This is a genomic window from Streptomyces sp. NPDC001902 (assembly GCF_042891295.1).
Lineage (GTDB): Bacteria > Actinomycetota > Actinomycetes > Streptomycetales > Streptomycetaceae > Actinacidiphila.
The window spans coordinates 281,907-296,522 of sequence record NZ_JBIATA010000005.1 but is presented as its reverse complement, the minus strand read 5'-3'; the positions used below and the strand labels follow the sequence as shown (position 1 = coordinate 296,522).

The following is a 14,616-nucleotide window of genomic DNA, read 5'->3' as shown; positions in this document are numbered from 1 at the left end:
GCCACAAGCATTGACAAGTGTCGGAGATGTTTCTCTACTGTGAACGCTCACAGCGCCCCCCGCGCACCCTCGTCAGGGGAGGAACCCATGAACAAGCGCCTCGTCGCCGCATTCGCAGCGGCCGCGCTCTCCACCACGCTGCTGGCCGGCTGCGGTTCGTCGGACGACGGCGGAGACGGAGACAAGGCGGAGTCCGGACCGGTCAGCCTCACGTACTGGGCCTGGGCCCCCGGCCTGGACAAGGTCGCGGCGATCTGGAACGCCGGTCCCGGCAAGGAGGCCGGCATCACGGTCACGGTGAAGAAGCAGGCGTCGGGCGACGACCTGGTCACCAAGATCATCACCGCCTCGAAGGCGCACAAGGCGCCCGACCTGGTGCAGGCCGAGTTCCAGGCCCTCCCCACACTGGTGAGCAACGACGTCCTGGCCGACATATCCGGGCAGGCGGGCGACGTGAAGAAGGACTTCGCCGACGGCGTGTGGCAGCAGGTGACCCTCGGCTCCGACGCGGTGTACGCGATCCCGCAGGACACCGGGCCGCTGATGTTCTACTACCGCCAGGACCTGTTCACGAAGTACGGCCTGAACGTGCCCACGACGTGGGACGAGTTCGCGCGGACGGCCCGCGACCTTAAGAAGAAGGACGCCGAGAAGTCGCTGACCACCTTCTCGGCGACCGACCCCGGCCTGTTCGCGGGCCTGTCGCAGCAGGCGGGCGCGAAGTGGTGGACGACCTCCGGGGACGAGTGGAACGTCGCCGTCGACGACGCCGCCTCCACCAAGGTCGCCGACTTCTGGGGCGGCCTGGTCAAGGAGGGCGTCGTCGACAACCAGCCGATGTACACCCCCGCGTGGAACAAGGCGCTCAACACCGGGACCCAGATCGCCTGGGTCAGCGCCGTGTGGGCGCCGGGCGTGCTGACGACCGCGGCCCCCGACACCAAGGGCAAGTGGGCCATGGCGCCGCTGCCGCAGTGGAACGCGGGTGAGAACGTCACGGGCAGCTGGGGCGGCTCCACGACCGGCATCAGCAACGACTCGAAGCACAAGGACGCCGCGGTGAAGTTCGCGACCTGGCTGAACACCGACCCGGAGGCCGTGACGGCGCTGGTGAAGAACGGCGGCATCTACCCGGCGGCGACGGCCGCCCAGACCGGGGACGCGCTCGCCCAGGCGCCGGAGTTCTTCTCCAACCAGCCGGACTTCTACACCAAGGCGGCCGAGATCGCGAAGACCACCGCCCCGGGGGCGTGGGGTCCGAACGTGAACGTCGCCTACAGCGCGTTCAAGGACGCCTTCGGCAAGGCGGCGCAGGACAAGGCCGGCTTCGGCCCGGCGCTGGGCACGGTGCAGTCGACGACGGTCGCCGACATGAAGAAGCAGGGCTTCTCGGTCGCGGAGTAGCGCGCGGCAGCCCCTCAGGCCGACCGGGGGCACCACGCGCCCCCGGTCCCGCCCGTCCGTCCGCCGCCCGTCCGTCCGTCAGCCGTCAGCCGTCAGCCGTCAGCCGTCCGAAACGAGCCGCCCATGCCGCCCACGTCCGCTGCCCGGCGCACCCGACGCCTCGCCCCCTACGGATTCCTCGTCCCTGCCGTCCTCCTGTTCGCCGCGACCTTCGCGCTCCCCATCGGCTACGCCGTCTACCTGAGCTTCCGCAAGATCGAGGTCAAGGGCCTGGGCCTGGGCCGGGGCGCACGCGGCGAGGCCTGGGCGGGGCTGTCCAACTACACCTCCGTCCTGTCCGACACCGAGCTCCTGCACGGCGCCGCCCGCATCCTCGGCTACGGCGCGATCGTCGTGCCGGTGATGCTGGGCCTCGCCCTGCTGTTCGCCCTGATGCTGGACGCGCAGCGGACCCGGCTGCGCGGCTTCTCGCGGCTGGCGATCTTCCTGCCGTACGCCGTGCCCGGGGTGGTCGCGGCGCTGCTGTGGGGTTTCCTCTACCTGCCCTCGCTCAGCCCGCTCCACTACGCGCTGGGCGCCATGGGCCTGCCGGAGCCGGACCTGCTGACCGGCGGCGCGCTCTTCGGCGCGCTGGCGAACGTCGCCGTGTGGGGCGGCACGGGCTTCAACATGATCGTGATCTACACGTCGCTGCGGGCGGTGCCCTCCGAGATCTACGAGGCCGCGCGGATCGACGGCTGCTCGGAGCTGCAGATCGCGCTGCGGATCAAGATCCCCACGGTGGCGCCGGCGCTCGTGCTGACCTTCTTCTTCTCGATGATCGCCACCTTCCAGGTCTTCGGCGAGCCGATGACCCTGAAGGGGATGACGAACTCGATCTCCACGACCTGGAGCCCGCTGATGAAGGTCTACCAGGACGCCTTCGTGCGCGGCGACCTCCACTCGGCGGCCGCGACGTCCGTGGTCATCGCCGTCGTCACCCTCGTCCTGTCCTTCGGCTTCCTGCGGGCGGCCAACTCCCGTACCCGGCAGGGAGCCTCCTGATGAGCGTCACGGCAACCCCCCTCGCCCAGCGGCCCGGCGCCACCACGGCGGCCCGCGCCTCCGCGCCGCGGCCGCGCCGCGGGGCCGGCCTGGTCCCGACCGTCGTGCTGCTGCTCGGTGCGGCCTACTGCCTGCTCCCGGTCGCATGGGTGCTGGTGGCGTCGACCAAGAGCAGCCGCGAGCTGTTCGCGACGTTCACCTTCCTGCCCGGCACGGGCCTGGTCGACAACGTCTCCGCGCTGACGGCGTACCGCGACGGCGTCTACTGGCGGTGGATGCTCAACTCCCTCTTCTACGCGGGCCTCGGCGCGCTGCTGTCCACCGCGGTGTCCGCGGTGAGCGGCTACGCACTGGCGAAGTACCGCTTCCGCGGCCGCGAGGCGATCTTCAACGTCCTGCTGACCGGGGTGCTGATGCCGCCGGTCATCCTGGCGATCCCGCAGTACCTGCTGATGGCCAAGGCGGGCCTGGCCGACAGCTACCTGTCGGTGCTGCTGCCGAGCGTCCTGGCGCCGTACGGCATCTACCTGGCGCGGATCTACGCCTCCGCCGCCGTGCCGGACGAGGTGGTGGAGGCGGCCCGGGTGGACGGGGCGGGCGAGTGGCGGATCTTCCGCACGATCGCGCTGCCGGTGATGCTGCCCGGACTGGTGACGGTCTTCCTCTTCCAGTTCGTGGCGATCTGGAACAACTTCCTGCTGCCGTTCATCATGCTGGGCGACGACGAGAAGTTCCCGGTGACGCTGGGCCTGTTCACCCTGCTCCAGCAGGGCGCCTCGGCGCCCGCCCTCTACACGCTGGTGATCACCGGTGCGATGCTGGCGATAATGCCGCTGATCGCACTGTTCCTGGTGATCCAGCGGTTCTGGAGCCTGGACCTGCTCTCCGGGGCCGTAAAGTCCTGAGGAGCCCCGAAGGAAGAACGGTATGAGCCGCACAGAACGACGCCGTCACCCGACGATCCACGACGTGGCCCGCGAGGCGGGTGTGTCACGGGGCACGGTGTCGCGCGTCCTCAACGGCGGGCACAACGTGAGCCCGGCCGCGATGGAGGCGGTCAACGCCGCCATCCGCCGCACCGGCTACGTGGTGAACCGGCACGCCCGCAGCCTGATCACCGGGCGTTCGGACTCGGTGGGCTTCCTGCTCACCGAGCCGCAGGAGCGCTTCTTCGAGGACCCGAACTTCAACGTGCTGCTCAGCGGCTGCACCCAGGCGCTGGCCGCGCACGACATACCGCTGCTGCTGATGATCGCCGGCGACGAGTCGGAGCGGCGGCGGATCACCCGCTACATCACCGCCGGGCACGTCGACGGCGTGCTGCTGGTGTCGAGCCACTCGGGGAACCCGGTCGCCGAGCGGCTGGAGAAGGCCGGGGTCCCGGTCGTCGCCTGCGGTGAGCCGCTGGGGCAGGGAGGCCGGGTCGCGTACGTGGCGGCCGACGAGCGGGGCGGCGCGCACCGGATGGTGCGGCACCTCGTGGCCTCCGGGCGGCGCACGATCGCCATGATCACGGGGCCGCTGGACACCCCCGGCGGTGTCCAGCGCCTGGCGGGCTACCGCGAGGAGCTGGCCGCCGCGGGGCTGCCCGCCGACGAGACCCTGATCGCCGAGGGCGACTACAGCCGGGCCAGCGGGGAGGCCGCGATGACCGCGCTGCTGGACCGCTCCCCCGGCCTGGACGCGGTCTTCGTCGCCTCCGACCTGATGGCCCAGGGCGCGCTGGCGGCGCTTGAACGGGCCGGGCGGCGGGTGCCGGAGGACGTCGCCGTCGGCGGCTTCGACGACTCCCCGGCTGCGCTGGCCACGCTGCCGCCGCTGACCACGATCCGCCAGCCGTGGGACCGGATCAGCGCCGAGATGGTGCGGCTGCTGCTCGCCCGCATCGCCGGTGACGAGCCGTCCGCGGTGATCCTCCCGACGGAGCTGGTACGGCGGGAGTCGGCCTGAACATCCCCTAGGATCATGGGAGTTGGGGCGTCGAAGCCGCCGCCCCCGGACTTGGAGGACCGGTGCGTCTCCCCCGCTCCCTTTCCGGCTGGACCATGGCCGTCTTCGGTGTGCTCGCCGCCGCGCTCGGCATCGTCGGGATCGTCTCGCCGGCCGTGCAGCTGTCCCTGCTCGGCTTCCACCGTCCGGACCACCGCGCAGCCGGCGACCACACCCTGGTCTTCCTCACCGCGTCCTCGATGGCGGCGCTCAACATGGGCGTCTACTACGTCCTGGCGGCCCTCGCCGACTGGCGCGCCTTCTTCCGCTGGACGGTACCGTTCCGGCTGCTGACCTTCACCGTCTTCACCACGGCCGTGGTGATCGGCCGGGCGCCCTCCGGTTTCCTCGGGGTCGGCGTGTGGGAGGGCGTGGGCGCGCTGGTGACCGGTGCGGCCCTCTGGCACGAGGGCCGCACGGCCCGGGCCGCGACCCCCGAGGGCGCCGCGGCGGCGTGACCCGGCCGCGGCGTGACCCGGCCGCGGGGCGGTCAGGACGTACGGGGCGGGACCGCGCACTGCTCGGAGAAGCCCTGGCTGGTCAGCCCGAGGGCGCTGTTGAGCCGGGAGCGCAGGTTCTCCACCGCGACCATGGCCGTGAGCTCGACGAAGGCGGCCTCACCGAGCCGGTCGAGCAGCCGGCGGGCCAGGTCGTCGGTGACGGACGGCTCCGTCTCGCTCATGGCCTCGGCGTACTCCATCACCCACTGCTCGAGCTCGGTGAAGTCCTCCCGGTGGTCGCGCCAGACGGGCACCTTGCCCACCTTCTCCATGGGCAGCCCCAGGCCCTCGGCCTTCCAGTGGCCGAAGTCCACGCACCAGGAGCAGCCGATGCGGACCGCGGACGCCATGACGGCGAGGTGCTTGAGGCCCGGGTCGAGCGCGTGCCACTTCTCCACGCCTTGCTCGAAGCGGGCGTAGGACATCAGCACCTTCGGGTTGTGGCCGACCGCCCGGCCGGGGTCGAGGACCCTGCCGAACCTGCGGCGCGCGTACCACTCGGCGAGCCGGATGAACGGGGTCCGGGGCGGGTCGAGGGAGATGCGGGACATGTCGTGCCTCCTGGGGTCGTCCGCGTCGTGCCTGCGGGAGTACGACGGACGGCGGCCTCCCCGGTGTGACATCGGACAGGGGGCAGGTCCGGGAGGTCACATCCGCAGGGCGCACAGGGCGCGGTCCCAGAGCCGGTCCGCTGCGATCGGGTCCACGGCGTGGGCGGCGACGCCGCCGGGGCGCCCTTCGTCCCCGTCCACGACCGGCGCCTCCTGGTTGTCCTCGAAGTAGCGTCCGGTCACCCCGTCGAGCAGCGGCGACGCCGCGAGCAGCACCGAGGTGGCGGCTCCCTGCTCCGCGGTCTTGTGGTATGGCTGCGGTATGACGGCGCCGTCCTCGTCCGTCACGCCCATCGCCCGCATGGTGGCGGCGTCGATGTGGCGCTGGAGGTTGGTGCTGAGGATCCATCCGGGGTTGAGCGCGTTGGCCGTGACGCCGTCGGCGGCCCACCGGCGGGCGCCCACCGCGAGCAGGACGTCGGCGGTCTTGGACTGCGCGTAGGCCGTCCAGGGGTCGTAGGGACGCCGCTCGAAGTGGGGGTCGCCGAAGTCGAACGCGGCGTTGTGGTGGGCTCCGGAGCTGACGACCACCAGACGGGCCGACCCGGCCGCCCGCAGTGCGGGGTGGAGCGCCGTGGCGAGGGCGAAGTGCCCGAGGTGGTTGGTGGCGAGCTGCAGCTCCCACCCGAGGTCGGTGACCTGGCGGGTGGGGAGGGCCATGATCCCGGCGTTGGCGACGAGGATGTCGAGCGGCCCGCTCCAGGCGTCCGCGAAGTGTGCGACGGACGCGAGGTCGGCCAGGTCGAGGGCCCGTACGTCCACCGAGCCCGCCGGGGCGGTGGTGGCGAGTCCGCGGAGGGCCGGTTCCGCGGCGGCGGGGTCGCGCGTGGCGACGGTGACGTCCGCGCCGGCCGAGGCCAGGGCCCGGACCGTTTCGAGGCCGATGCCGGAGGCGCCGCCGGTGACGAGGGCGCGCCGGCCGGTGAGGTCGACTCCGCTGACGACCTCGGAAGCCGTGGCGTGGGAGGGGAAGGGGGTCTGCAGCAGGGGGTGGTCGAGCACGGTGACCTTCTCGGGAGGGGAACGGCTGGTACGCGAACCAGGCTATGGACGGCATCGCGTATTCTCCATAATGAAAACTCCGGAAAACTTCAGCCATCGTCCAGACCCAGGAGGTACGTCATGGATCCGCTCGAGGACGTGCTGGCCCTGCTGGAGACCAGGGCCCACCTCTCGACGGGCCTCGTGGCGGGCGGCGAGTGGGCGGTGCGCTTCGAGGCGCCGTCCGGGGTGAAGTTCAACGCGGTCCGGCACGGCGGGTGCCTCCTGGAGGTCGAGGGGGCGGACGGGCCGGTGGAGCTGGCCGCGGGCGACTGCTTCCTGCTCACCCAGGCCCGCCCGTTCGTGCTGCGCAGCGCTCCCGGCGTGGCCCCGGTCGCCGCGGAGCCGGTGTTCGCCGCGGCGGAGGGCGGTTTCGCGCGGGTCGGCCGGGGGGACGACGTCCTGCTCGTCGGCGGCCGCTTCTCCTTCGGCGACCGCGCGCGGGCCCTGCTGCTGGACGCCCTGCCGCCGGTCATCCACGTGCCCGCGGGGACCGCGCACGCGCAGACCGTGGGCTGGGCACTGGAGCAGATCGGGCAGGAGCTGCTGCGACGGCCCGTGGCCTCCACCCTCGTGGCGGAGCACCTGGCCGTCGTCATGCTGGTCCACGTGCTGCGTCTGCACCTCGCCGAGGAGTCGCACGGCGCGTCTGGCTGGCCGGCGGGCCTGGCCGACCCCGTCGTGGCGCCCGCCCTGGCCGCGCTGCACCGTGCGCCGGCGCACGGCTGGACGGTCGCCGAACTCGCCCGCACCAGCGGGGTGTCGAGGTCCACGCTCGCCGCACGGTTCAAGCGGACCGTGGGCTGTCCGCCGCTGGACTACCTCAGGCGGTGGCGCATCGAACTCGCCTCGCAGCGCCTGCGCAAGGGCACCGAGACCCTCGCCGTCATCGCCCGCGCGGTCGGCTACGGCTCCGAGAGCGCGCTCAGCACCGCCTTCAAGGAGGTGACGGGGAGCTCGCCCCGTGCCTACCGCGGCGGTCCCGCGGCCTGACGGGACGCCCGGGGGCGCGGGCCTCCGCCGGCCGGGGACGGTCGGCCGACGGGTGGGGTGGGTGCGGGGCGGCGGCCGGTCAGAGCCTTCCGCTGCCCGCGTGGCGGTCGACGACGTACGGTACGGCGCCCGCACGGTCGACCCGGGTGCGCAGGGCCGGGGTCCACCCCGCGTCGTCGCCGAGCTGCTCGGCGGGGAGGCCCGCGTTGTGGACGGCGAGCAGGTCGACGGGGCGGCCGTTGACGAGGTTGCCGTCCTCGGTGAGGGCGGTGCCCTTCCACTTCTTGATGACGGTGGCGCGGTCGACGCCCGCGGGCAGGGTGAAGGCGTTGGCCTCCGCCACGAGCTGCGACTGGACGCCGACACCGAGGCTGTAGCCGTAGGCATAGCCGGAGTCCGCGGTCGCCACGTAGTGGTTGTTGTAGGTGTCGACCTGGCCGAAGCGGACGCGCGGGGCGCGCTCGGTGACGTTCCGGTAGAGGTTGTGGTGGAGGGTGACGCGCAGCCTGCCCGCGTCGGTGGCGGCGGCGCTGTCGCTGTTGCCGATGAGCGAGGTCTTGCCGTGGTCCCGGAAGACGTTCCAGGACCCGGTGACGAGGTCGGAGCCGTTGACGACGTCGAAGAGGCCGTCGTGCTTCTGGAAGACGCGGCCGAAGTACGTGGGCAGGGTCGTGTCGGGCTCGTCGCCGTCGGAGAAGGTGTTGTGGTCCACCCACACGTGCGTGGAGCCGACCACGCTGAGGTTGTCGTACTCGGAGTTCCAGTTGCCGGTGTCGCCGTCGGTGGGGTCCCAGGCGGGGAAGCAGTCGGCGGCGTTCTCGAAGGACAGGTTGCGGATGATGACGTCGTCGGCGTCCTGGACCATGAGGTTGCCGCCGCGGAGGGTGGCACCCCGGCCGAGGCCGACGATGGTGGTGCGGGAGCCGACCCGCACCTGGACGCGTTCCGCCTGGACCTTCTGCGAGGCGGCGCGGGCGTCCTCGAGCGGGCCGGACGGCTCGCGGTCGGTGCCCCACACCGCGGGGTCGTAGGCGGCGAGGTAGCCGTCGAGCGTGTACCCGTCGGTGGCGTAGTCCGCGCAGCCCAGGGGGGTGCCGTCGTCGGCGGTGTTGACGTCGATGACGCCCTTGACCTGGACGATCCGGGGGGTGCCGTCGCCGTCGCCGAGGGCGGCGACCAGTTCGGCGCGGTTGCGCACGGTGAAGACGTGGGCGGCGTCGGCGGCCGAGCCGCCCCTGGTGCCCCCGTCGGCCGAGGCCCAGCCGTCACCGGCGGGCAGTACGGCACGGCCGAGGGCGGCCCCGCGCGGGACGGCTGCCTGGGCCGCGGCCGGAGCGGTGAGGGCGAGGGCGAGGGCAAGCGTCGTGCAGCCCATCAGGGCAGGAATGACGCGTGCATGACACACAGATCTGCGCATTGCGGCTCCTTGGGAGGAGGTGGGGATGGGAGAGGGAGCGGGAGCGGGGACGGCCGGCGGCTCACGGCGCGGCGTGGGCGCCGCCGGCCGTCCCGTACCCGGGCACGCGGATCAGGAGGTGTGCTTCTTCCAGTCCGCCTGCGCGGCGTTGAGCTTCCCGGCGAAGGCGTCGAGGAAGTCCTTGGCGCTCAGCCGGCCGAGGACGACCTTCTGGAACTCCGGTTCGCTGTCGGCCTTGCTGAGGGTGTTCCAGTCCGGCAGGTAGTACGGCAGCTGGACGATCTTCGTCTTGGGGTCGGTGAGCGCCTCGATGGCGATCTTGGTCGCCCCGGCGGAGGCGATCCAGTCGTCGTCCTGCGCCTCGGTGTTGGACGGGATGGCCCCGGCCGACTCGTTCCACAGGCTGTTCGCCTCCGCGGAGGCGGCGAACTCGATGAACTTCCAGGCGGCCTCCTTGTTCTCGGAGCTCTTGAACAGACCGAGCCCGTCCACCGGGTTGGAGACCGTGGTGCGCACCCCCACCGCGTCGACCGGCATGGCCACGCCGGCGAACTTGCCCTGACCGAGGGCGTCCAGGTGGTTCTGGTAGGAGCCCAGGTTGTGCTGGAGGATGCCGATCTTCCCGTTGTCGAACTCGGCGACCATCTTGGTGAAGTCGTTGTTGAGGTCGGCCTCGGGCGTGGTCTTCTTGTACAGCGCGACGTACTTCTCCAGCGCCGCCACGTTCTTCGGGTCGTTGACGGTGGTCGTGTCGCCGTTCCAGAAGCTGTCGATGCCCGACTGCCCGTACATCATGTCCAGGGCCTGGGCGATCGAGCCGGCGCCGCCGCGGAAGGTGAAGCCGAACTCGTTGCTCTTGCGGTCCGTCAGCTTCTCCGTCGCCGTGAAGAACGCGTCCCAGGTGGTGGGCGCCGGCACCCCCGCGGCCTCGAAGAGGTCGGTGCGGTACCACAGGACGCCCATGTTCGCGGAGGTCGGCACGGAGAACAGCTCGTCGCCGCCACCCGCCACCTGCACGCTCTTGACCAGGTTGGGGTCGAACCTGCCCTTCAGGGGGCTGTCGTCGATGCGGTCGGTCACCGGGTCGAGCGCGCCCTGCGCCACCAGGCTCGCGAGCATCGCGGTGCCCACGCCGCCGACGTCGGGCAGGCCCTTGCCGCCCGCGATGGCGGTGTCGTACTTGGACTGCACGTCGGCGGCGGCGACCCCGACGTACTTCACCTCGACGTCCGGGTTCTTCTTCTCGAAGCGGGAGATGATCTCCTTCCACACCTCGGTGCGGACACCGCCGTTGTTGTCCCAGAAGGTGACGGTGCCCTTGCCGCTGCCCTCGCTGCCCGAGCTGCCCTTGCCGTCGGTGCCGCAGGCGGACGCGGTCAGCGCCAGTGCGGAGACGGCCGCGACGGCGGCGGCGAGGCGCGCTCCGCGGCCCTTCGGTGCTCTCATGGTGACTCTCCTGTCGGGGTGTGTGCGGGGTGGTGGGGACGTGAGGGGTGGCCCGGGGTCCGGCGCGGGCCGTCGCCGGTGTCCGCGGCGGTAGGTGCCGTCGCCGGGGTCGGCGGTCCAGGGGCGCATCGTCAGCCGCTCCCGTCGACGAGGCGGCGGGCCAGCGCGCCGGCCTGCGCGGGTCCGAGCCGCCCGTCGGCGACGGCGGTGACGATCCGCCGGGTCACGGTGCCGCCCGCGGGGACGGGCAGCCGCCGCGCCCAGGCGAGGGAGGAGCCGACACCGGGGTACTCGGCGGTGCGCACGAACCACGGGTCGCGGCGGGTCCCGGCGGTCGCCCCGGCGAAGACCAGCGTCCAGCCCTCGCCCGAGAGGGCCAGCCAGTCGGCCGCCCGGCCGTGCACGGCCTCCTCGCCCTCCGCGCCGGCCGTGAACACCCGCGCCCGCTCCGGCTCGACGGGCGCCCGCCAGAAGAAGCCGCCGTAACCGGCGCCGGGGCGGCCGTTGGTGGCGGGGCTGCCGATGGTCAGCTCCCGGTCGCCGGGGTTGGCCAGGGCGAAGGTGACGTCGAGCGCCCAGCAGCCCTCGCCGAGCGCGCGGGCCGTGACCGTCCGTCGCTCGCGGAGCAGTTCGCGGTCCCCGGTGCGCCAGGACAGCTCCTCGGTGAAGCCGTCCGGGCCGCCGCGGAGCAGGCCCAGGTGCTCCTGGACGCCGTGGTCGTCCAGCTCGGCCGGACCCCGGTCGCGGACGTAGGTGCGCCCGCCCCAGAAGTTGCGCCCGTCGACGTCGGGGACGGCGACGCTCACCCCGAGGTGGTGGAGGTGGTCGCCGGGCATGAACTCGGTGACGGGCACCCCGGCCAGGGTGGTCAGCGGGTGCAGGTACGGGCGCGGGGCGAGCCGCCCGGGCAGCTCGGGGCGGTGGACGTACCGTCCGACGGTGCGTCCGGCGGCGCGCAGCACGGTGGTCGTCATCGCCGGACCACCCCGTTCGGTGCGGCCCAGGGGGCGCCCAGCTCGGAGAAGAGGGCCAGGGTCTCCGCGCCGGCGGTGACCATGCCGTCGACCCCGGTGACGACACGTCGCGTGGACCGTTCGCCGGGCTCGGTGCGCCAGGCGCCGTCGGGGAGCGGCACCGGGTCCGGGGCGGTGCGCACGGCCTCGACGACCTTCATGAAGGCGCCGGTGGCACGGGGCGGCACGAGCAGGTCCTCGCCGTGCCGCACGTGCGCGACCAGGTTCTCCAGCAGGTCCGTGCGTCCGTACCGCTGCTCCTGCGGGCCCCGCCCGGCGCGTTGCAGCAGGACGCGGTCCTGCTTGTACCAGAACGTCACACGGCCGCGGTCGCCGTGGACGACGACGTACGGCTCGGCGTTCCGCTCGGCGCACAGGGTGGCGGTGACCGTGACGACCGTGCCCCGTGCGGTGCGCAGCCGCAGGGCGGAGGTGTCGTCGGCCTCGATGGTGTTGGCCCGGAAGAGCTCCAGCTCGATCGCCCCGACGTCCTCGGCGCGTTCGCTGCCGTCCAGGGCGAGCGCGGTGGCGACGGCGTGGGCGAGGGGGTTGGTGAGCACCCCGTCGACCACGTCCGTACCGCCCATCCTGCGCCGCCCCGACCAGGCGGCCCGGCGGAAGTAGTGCTCGTCGCGCACCCAGTTGCCGGCGGCGCCGATGCCGCGCACGGTGCCTATCGCGCCGTCGGCCACCAGCGCGCGGACGGCGTCCAGGGCGTGCGAGCCGAGCGACTGGAAGCCGATCTGGCAGGCCCGCCCGCTCGCCTCGACCCCGGCGACCAGCCGTTCGTACGCGGCGTAGGAGGGTGCGGGCGGCTTCTCCAGCAGCACGTGGGCGCCCTGCGCAGCCGCGGCCAGCGCCAGGTCGGTGTGCGTGTGGAGGGGGGTGCAGACGATGACGATACCGGCGCCGGTCCGCGCGGTCAGTTCGCCCAGGTCGGTGCCGTGGGCGGGTGCGGGGAACCCGGCCGGTTCCCCCGGTGCCGGCGGGACGGTGTCGCAGACCCCGGCGAGCCGCACCAGACCGGTGGCCGACAGCCTCCTCAGGTTCTCCAGGTGCCAGGCGCCGTGACCGCGGGCCCCGGCCAGGACGACGGGCACGGGCGCGTCGCCGGGCGGCGTCGCCGCCGGGCGGCCGCCGGCGGGCCGCGTGGATGCATCTCGCACGGTTCGGACCTCCTCGTCCGCGGGACAGGGTCGGGTGGCGGGACGGGCGTCAGCCCTTCACCGCACCCGCGCTGAAGCCGGTGACCAGCCACTTCTGGATGAAGGCGAAGACGATGACGACGGGCACCGCGGCCACGACGCCGCCCGCGGCGAGCGTTCCGAGCTCGACGCTCTCGCCGGAGCCGATGGTGTAGCTGAGGCCGACGGGGATCGTGTACTTCTCCTGCGTGCTGAGGAACATCAGCGAGAAGAGGAAGTGGTTCCAGCTGTGCACGAAGGCGAAGGAGCCCACCGCGACCAGCCCCGGCCGCAGCAGCGGCAGCACCACCGCGCAGAAGGCCCGGATCCGGCCGCAGCCGTCGACCCAGGCGGCCTCCTCCAGCGACACCGGGACGTTCCTGATGAAGCCGCTGATGAGGATGATCGACAGCGGCAGCTGGAAGACCGTCTCGGCGACGATGACGCTCCACAGGGAGTCGATCATGCGCAGTTCGCTGAAGATCTGGAAGAGCGGCACCAGCATGAGCGCGCCCGGGATGAACTGCGAGCACAGCAGGGCGAGCAGGAAGGCGCGCTTGGCGCGGAAGTCGAAACGGGCCAGCGCGTAACCGCCGAGCAGGGCGATCACTGTGGTCATCATGAGCGTGGCCACGCCGATGAGCAGGCTGTTCTTGAAGAACACCGCGAAACCGAGGTCGTTCCACACCTTCGAGAAGTGCGCGATGGTGGCCGGCCACGGCACCAGCGAGGTGGACCCCGAGGGGCGCAGCGCGAACAGCAGCATCCAGTAGAAGGGGACGAGCGTGAACAGCAGGTACAGGCCGAGCGGCAGGTAGATCTGCCAGCGGGGCGCACCCGCGCCGGGCCCCCGGCGCCCGCGGCGCGGCCCGGCACCGCCGCCGTCGTCGTCGGGGCGCGCGGCGGGCGCCACGCGCGGCAGGGGGACGCCGTTCCTCTCCGGCACGGTGGTGGTCATGTGCGGTCGCCCCCGAACTTGCTCAGACGCAGGTAGACGATGGAGCAGAACAGGAGGATCACGAAGGCGACGGTGGTGAGCGCGGACGCGTAGCCGAAGTCGTGGCCGTCGATGCCGGTGTTGGCCACGTACAGCGGCAGCGTGGTCGTCGAACCGGCGGGACCGCCTCCGGTGAGCGTGTAGAGCAGGTCGACGTTGTTGAACTCCCACACCCCGCGCAGCAGCGTGGACAGCACGATGGCGTCCCGCAGGTGGGGCAGCGTGATGTGGAAGAACCGCCGGAAGCGGCCCGCGCCGTCGACCGAGGCCGCCTCGTACAGCTCGTTCGGGATGGACTGCAGGTCGGCGAGGATGAGGATGGCGAAGAACGGGACCCCGCGCCACAGTTCGGCCAGGACGGCGGCCGGGAAGACGGTGTCGGGGTCGGAGAGCACCGAGGTGCCGTACTCGCCGATGCCGGCGTCCGCCAGGTAGCGGCTGATGCCGGTGGCGGGGTTGTACAGCAGCATCCAGATCGTGGTGGTCAGTACGCCGGAGACGGCCCACGGCGAGAAGACCAGGGCGCGCGACAGTCCGCGGCCGACGAAGGTCTGGTTGACGACCAGGGCGAGCGCCAGCCCGAGGGCGAGCTGCAGCCCCACCTCCGCGGCGACCCACTTGAGGCTGAAGAGCAGGCTCTGCCAGAACAGCGGGTCGTCGAAGAGGATCCGCTGGAAGTTGCCGAAGCCGGCGAAGCCGTTCCGCCAGGGCTTGGTGACGTTGTGGTCCTGCAGGCTGTAGTAGAGGACGCTGACCATCGGGTAGGCGATGAAGCCCAGCATCAGCAGGACGGCGGGGGCGATCAGGAGGTACGGGGTGCGCCGGGCCGCGCCGGACGGCCGGCGCCGCGGGGGCCGGGGTGGTTTCGCCACGGCTGTGGCCATGACCGGTACTCCTTCGTACGGGTGCGGGGAAAGCGCTTGCCTAGTGGTGCGGGGCCGCCACGGGCGCGGTGGCGGTACGGGCGGTACGGCGTG

The 14,616-nt window shown here is 72.4% G+C and carries 14 protein-coding genes; 6 read left to right on the top strand and 8 right to left on the bottom strand.

The window, feature by feature from the left end; translation table 11 throughout:
• The first annotated feature begins 87 nt into the window (after nucleotides 1-87).
• From ACFYYN_RS12245 to ACFYYN_RS12225, 5 genes are all read left to right on the top strand, one after another.
• Nucleotides 88-1,404, top strand: a complete 1,317-nt coding sequence (locus ACFYYN_RS12245; RefSeq protein ID WP_500327307.1) for an ABC transporter substrate-binding protein — start codon at nucleotides 88-90, stop codon at nucleotides 1,402-1,404.
• Between the two features lie 123 nt (nucleotides 1,405-1,527).
• A complete protein-coding gene (locus ACFYYN_RS12240) occupies nucleotides 1,528-2,448 on the top strand; it encodes a carbohydrate ABC transporter permease (protein ID WP_500360751.1) in 921 nt (306 codons plus the stop codon).
• Nucleotides 2,448-3,353, top strand: coding sequence for a carbohydrate ABC transporter permease (locus tag ACFYYN_RS12235; protein ID WP_500545668.1), 906 nt, complete (start codon nucleotides 2,448-2,450; stop codon nucleotides 3,351-3,353). The genes ACFYYN_RS12240 and ACFYYN_RS12235 overlap by 1 nt, the downstream gene beginning before the upstream one ends.
• A 22-nt stretch (nucleotides 3,354-3,375) precedes the next feature.
• The gene (locus ACFYYN_RS12230; RefSeq protein WP_500545667.1) at nucleotides 3,376-4,398 is read left to right on the top strand and encodes a LacI family DNA-binding transcriptional regulator; all 1,023 of its coding nucleotides are present in this window, start codon (nucleotides 3,376-3,378) and stop codon (nucleotides 4,396-4,398) included.
• Between the two features lie 95 nt (nucleotides 4,399-4,493).
• Nucleotides 4,494-4,895 (top strand): hypothetical protein, encoded by a 402-nt coding sequence (locus ACFYYN_RS12225; protein WP_500545730.1) that lies wholly within the window; start codon nucleotides 4,494-4,496, stop codon nucleotides 4,893-4,895.
• A 32-nt stretch (nucleotides 4,896-4,927) separates the two neighbouring features.
• On the opposite strand, the gene ACFYYN_RS12220 is transcribed toward ACFYYN_RS12225, so the two are convergent.
• Nucleotides 4,928-5,488: a carboxymuconolactone decarboxylase family protein gene (locus tag ACFYYN_RS12220; RefSeq protein ID WP_500545666.1), complete on the bottom strand. Its 561-nt coding sequence runs from the start codon at nucleotides 5,486-5,488 to the stop codon at nucleotides 4,928-4,930.
• Nucleotides 5,489-5,584: 96 nt separating this feature from the next.
• Entirely contained in the window at nucleotides 5,585-6,550 is a 966-nt protein-coding gene (locus ACFYYN_RS12215) for an SDR family NAD(P)-dependent oxidoreductase (RefSeq protein ID WP_500545665.1), read from the bottom strand.
• A 120-nt stretch (nucleotides 6,551-6,670) separates the two neighbouring features.
• On the opposite strand from ACFYYN_RS12215, the gene ACFYYN_RS12210 reads away from it, so the two are divergent.
• Nucleotides 6,671-7,582, top strand: a complete 912-nt coding sequence (locus tag ACFYYN_RS12210) for an AraC family transcriptional regulator (protein ID WP_500545664.1) — start codon at nucleotides 6,671-6,673, stop codon at nucleotides 7,580-7,582.
• A gap of 79 nt (nucleotides 7,583-7,661) precedes the next feature.
• Here the strand turns inward: ACFYYN_RS12210 and ACFYYN_RS12205 are convergent, their stop codons facing one another.
• The 6 genes from ACFYYN_RS12205 to ACFYYN_RS12180 form a co-directional block, all read right to left on the bottom strand.
• On the bottom strand, nucleotides 7,662-8,999 hold the full coding sequence (locus ACFYYN_RS12205) for a pectate lyase family protein (RefSeq protein WP_500545663.1): 1,338 nt from the start codon (nucleotides 8,997-8,999) through the stop codon (nucleotides 7,662-7,664).
• A gap of 111 nt (nucleotides 9,000-9,110) precedes the next feature.
• Nucleotides 9,111-10,445: an ABC transporter substrate-binding protein gene (locus ACFYYN_RS12200; protein WP_500545662.1), complete on the bottom strand. Its 1,335-nt coding sequence runs from the start codon at nucleotides 10,443-10,445 to the stop codon at nucleotides 9,111-9,113.
• Between the two features lie 131 nt (nucleotides 10,446-10,576).
• Nucleotides 10,577-11,419 carry a DUF6807 domain-containing protein gene (locus tag ACFYYN_RS12195; RefSeq protein ID WP_500545661.1) on the bottom strand — a complete coding sequence of 281 codons (843 nt, stop codon included), beginning with the start codon at nucleotides 11,417-11,419 and terminating at the stop codon, nucleotides 10,577-10,579.
• Nucleotides 11,416-12,624, bottom strand: a complete 1,209-nt coding sequence (locus ACFYYN_RS12190; RefSeq protein ID WP_500545660.1) for a Gfo/Idh/MocA family protein — start codon at nucleotides 12,622-12,624, stop codon at nucleotides 11,416-11,418. The genes ACFYYN_RS12195 and ACFYYN_RS12190 overlap by 4 nt, the downstream gene beginning before the upstream one ends.
• 49 nt (nucleotides 12,625-12,673) lie before the next feature.
• Nucleotides 12,674-13,600, bottom strand: a complete 927-nt coding sequence (locus ACFYYN_RS12185; RefSeq protein ID WP_500545659.1) for a carbohydrate ABC transporter permease — start codon at nucleotides 13,598-13,600, stop codon at nucleotides 12,674-12,676.
• Nucleotides 13,597-14,523, bottom strand: a complete 927-nt coding sequence (locus ACFYYN_RS12180) for a carbohydrate ABC transporter permease (RefSeq protein ID WP_500545658.1) — start codon at nucleotides 14,521-14,523, stop codon at nucleotides 13,597-13,599. Before ACFYYN_RS12180 ends, ACFYYN_RS12185 begins: the two co-directional genes overlap by 4 nt.
• Nucleotides 14,524-14,616 lie beyond the last annotated feature (93 nt).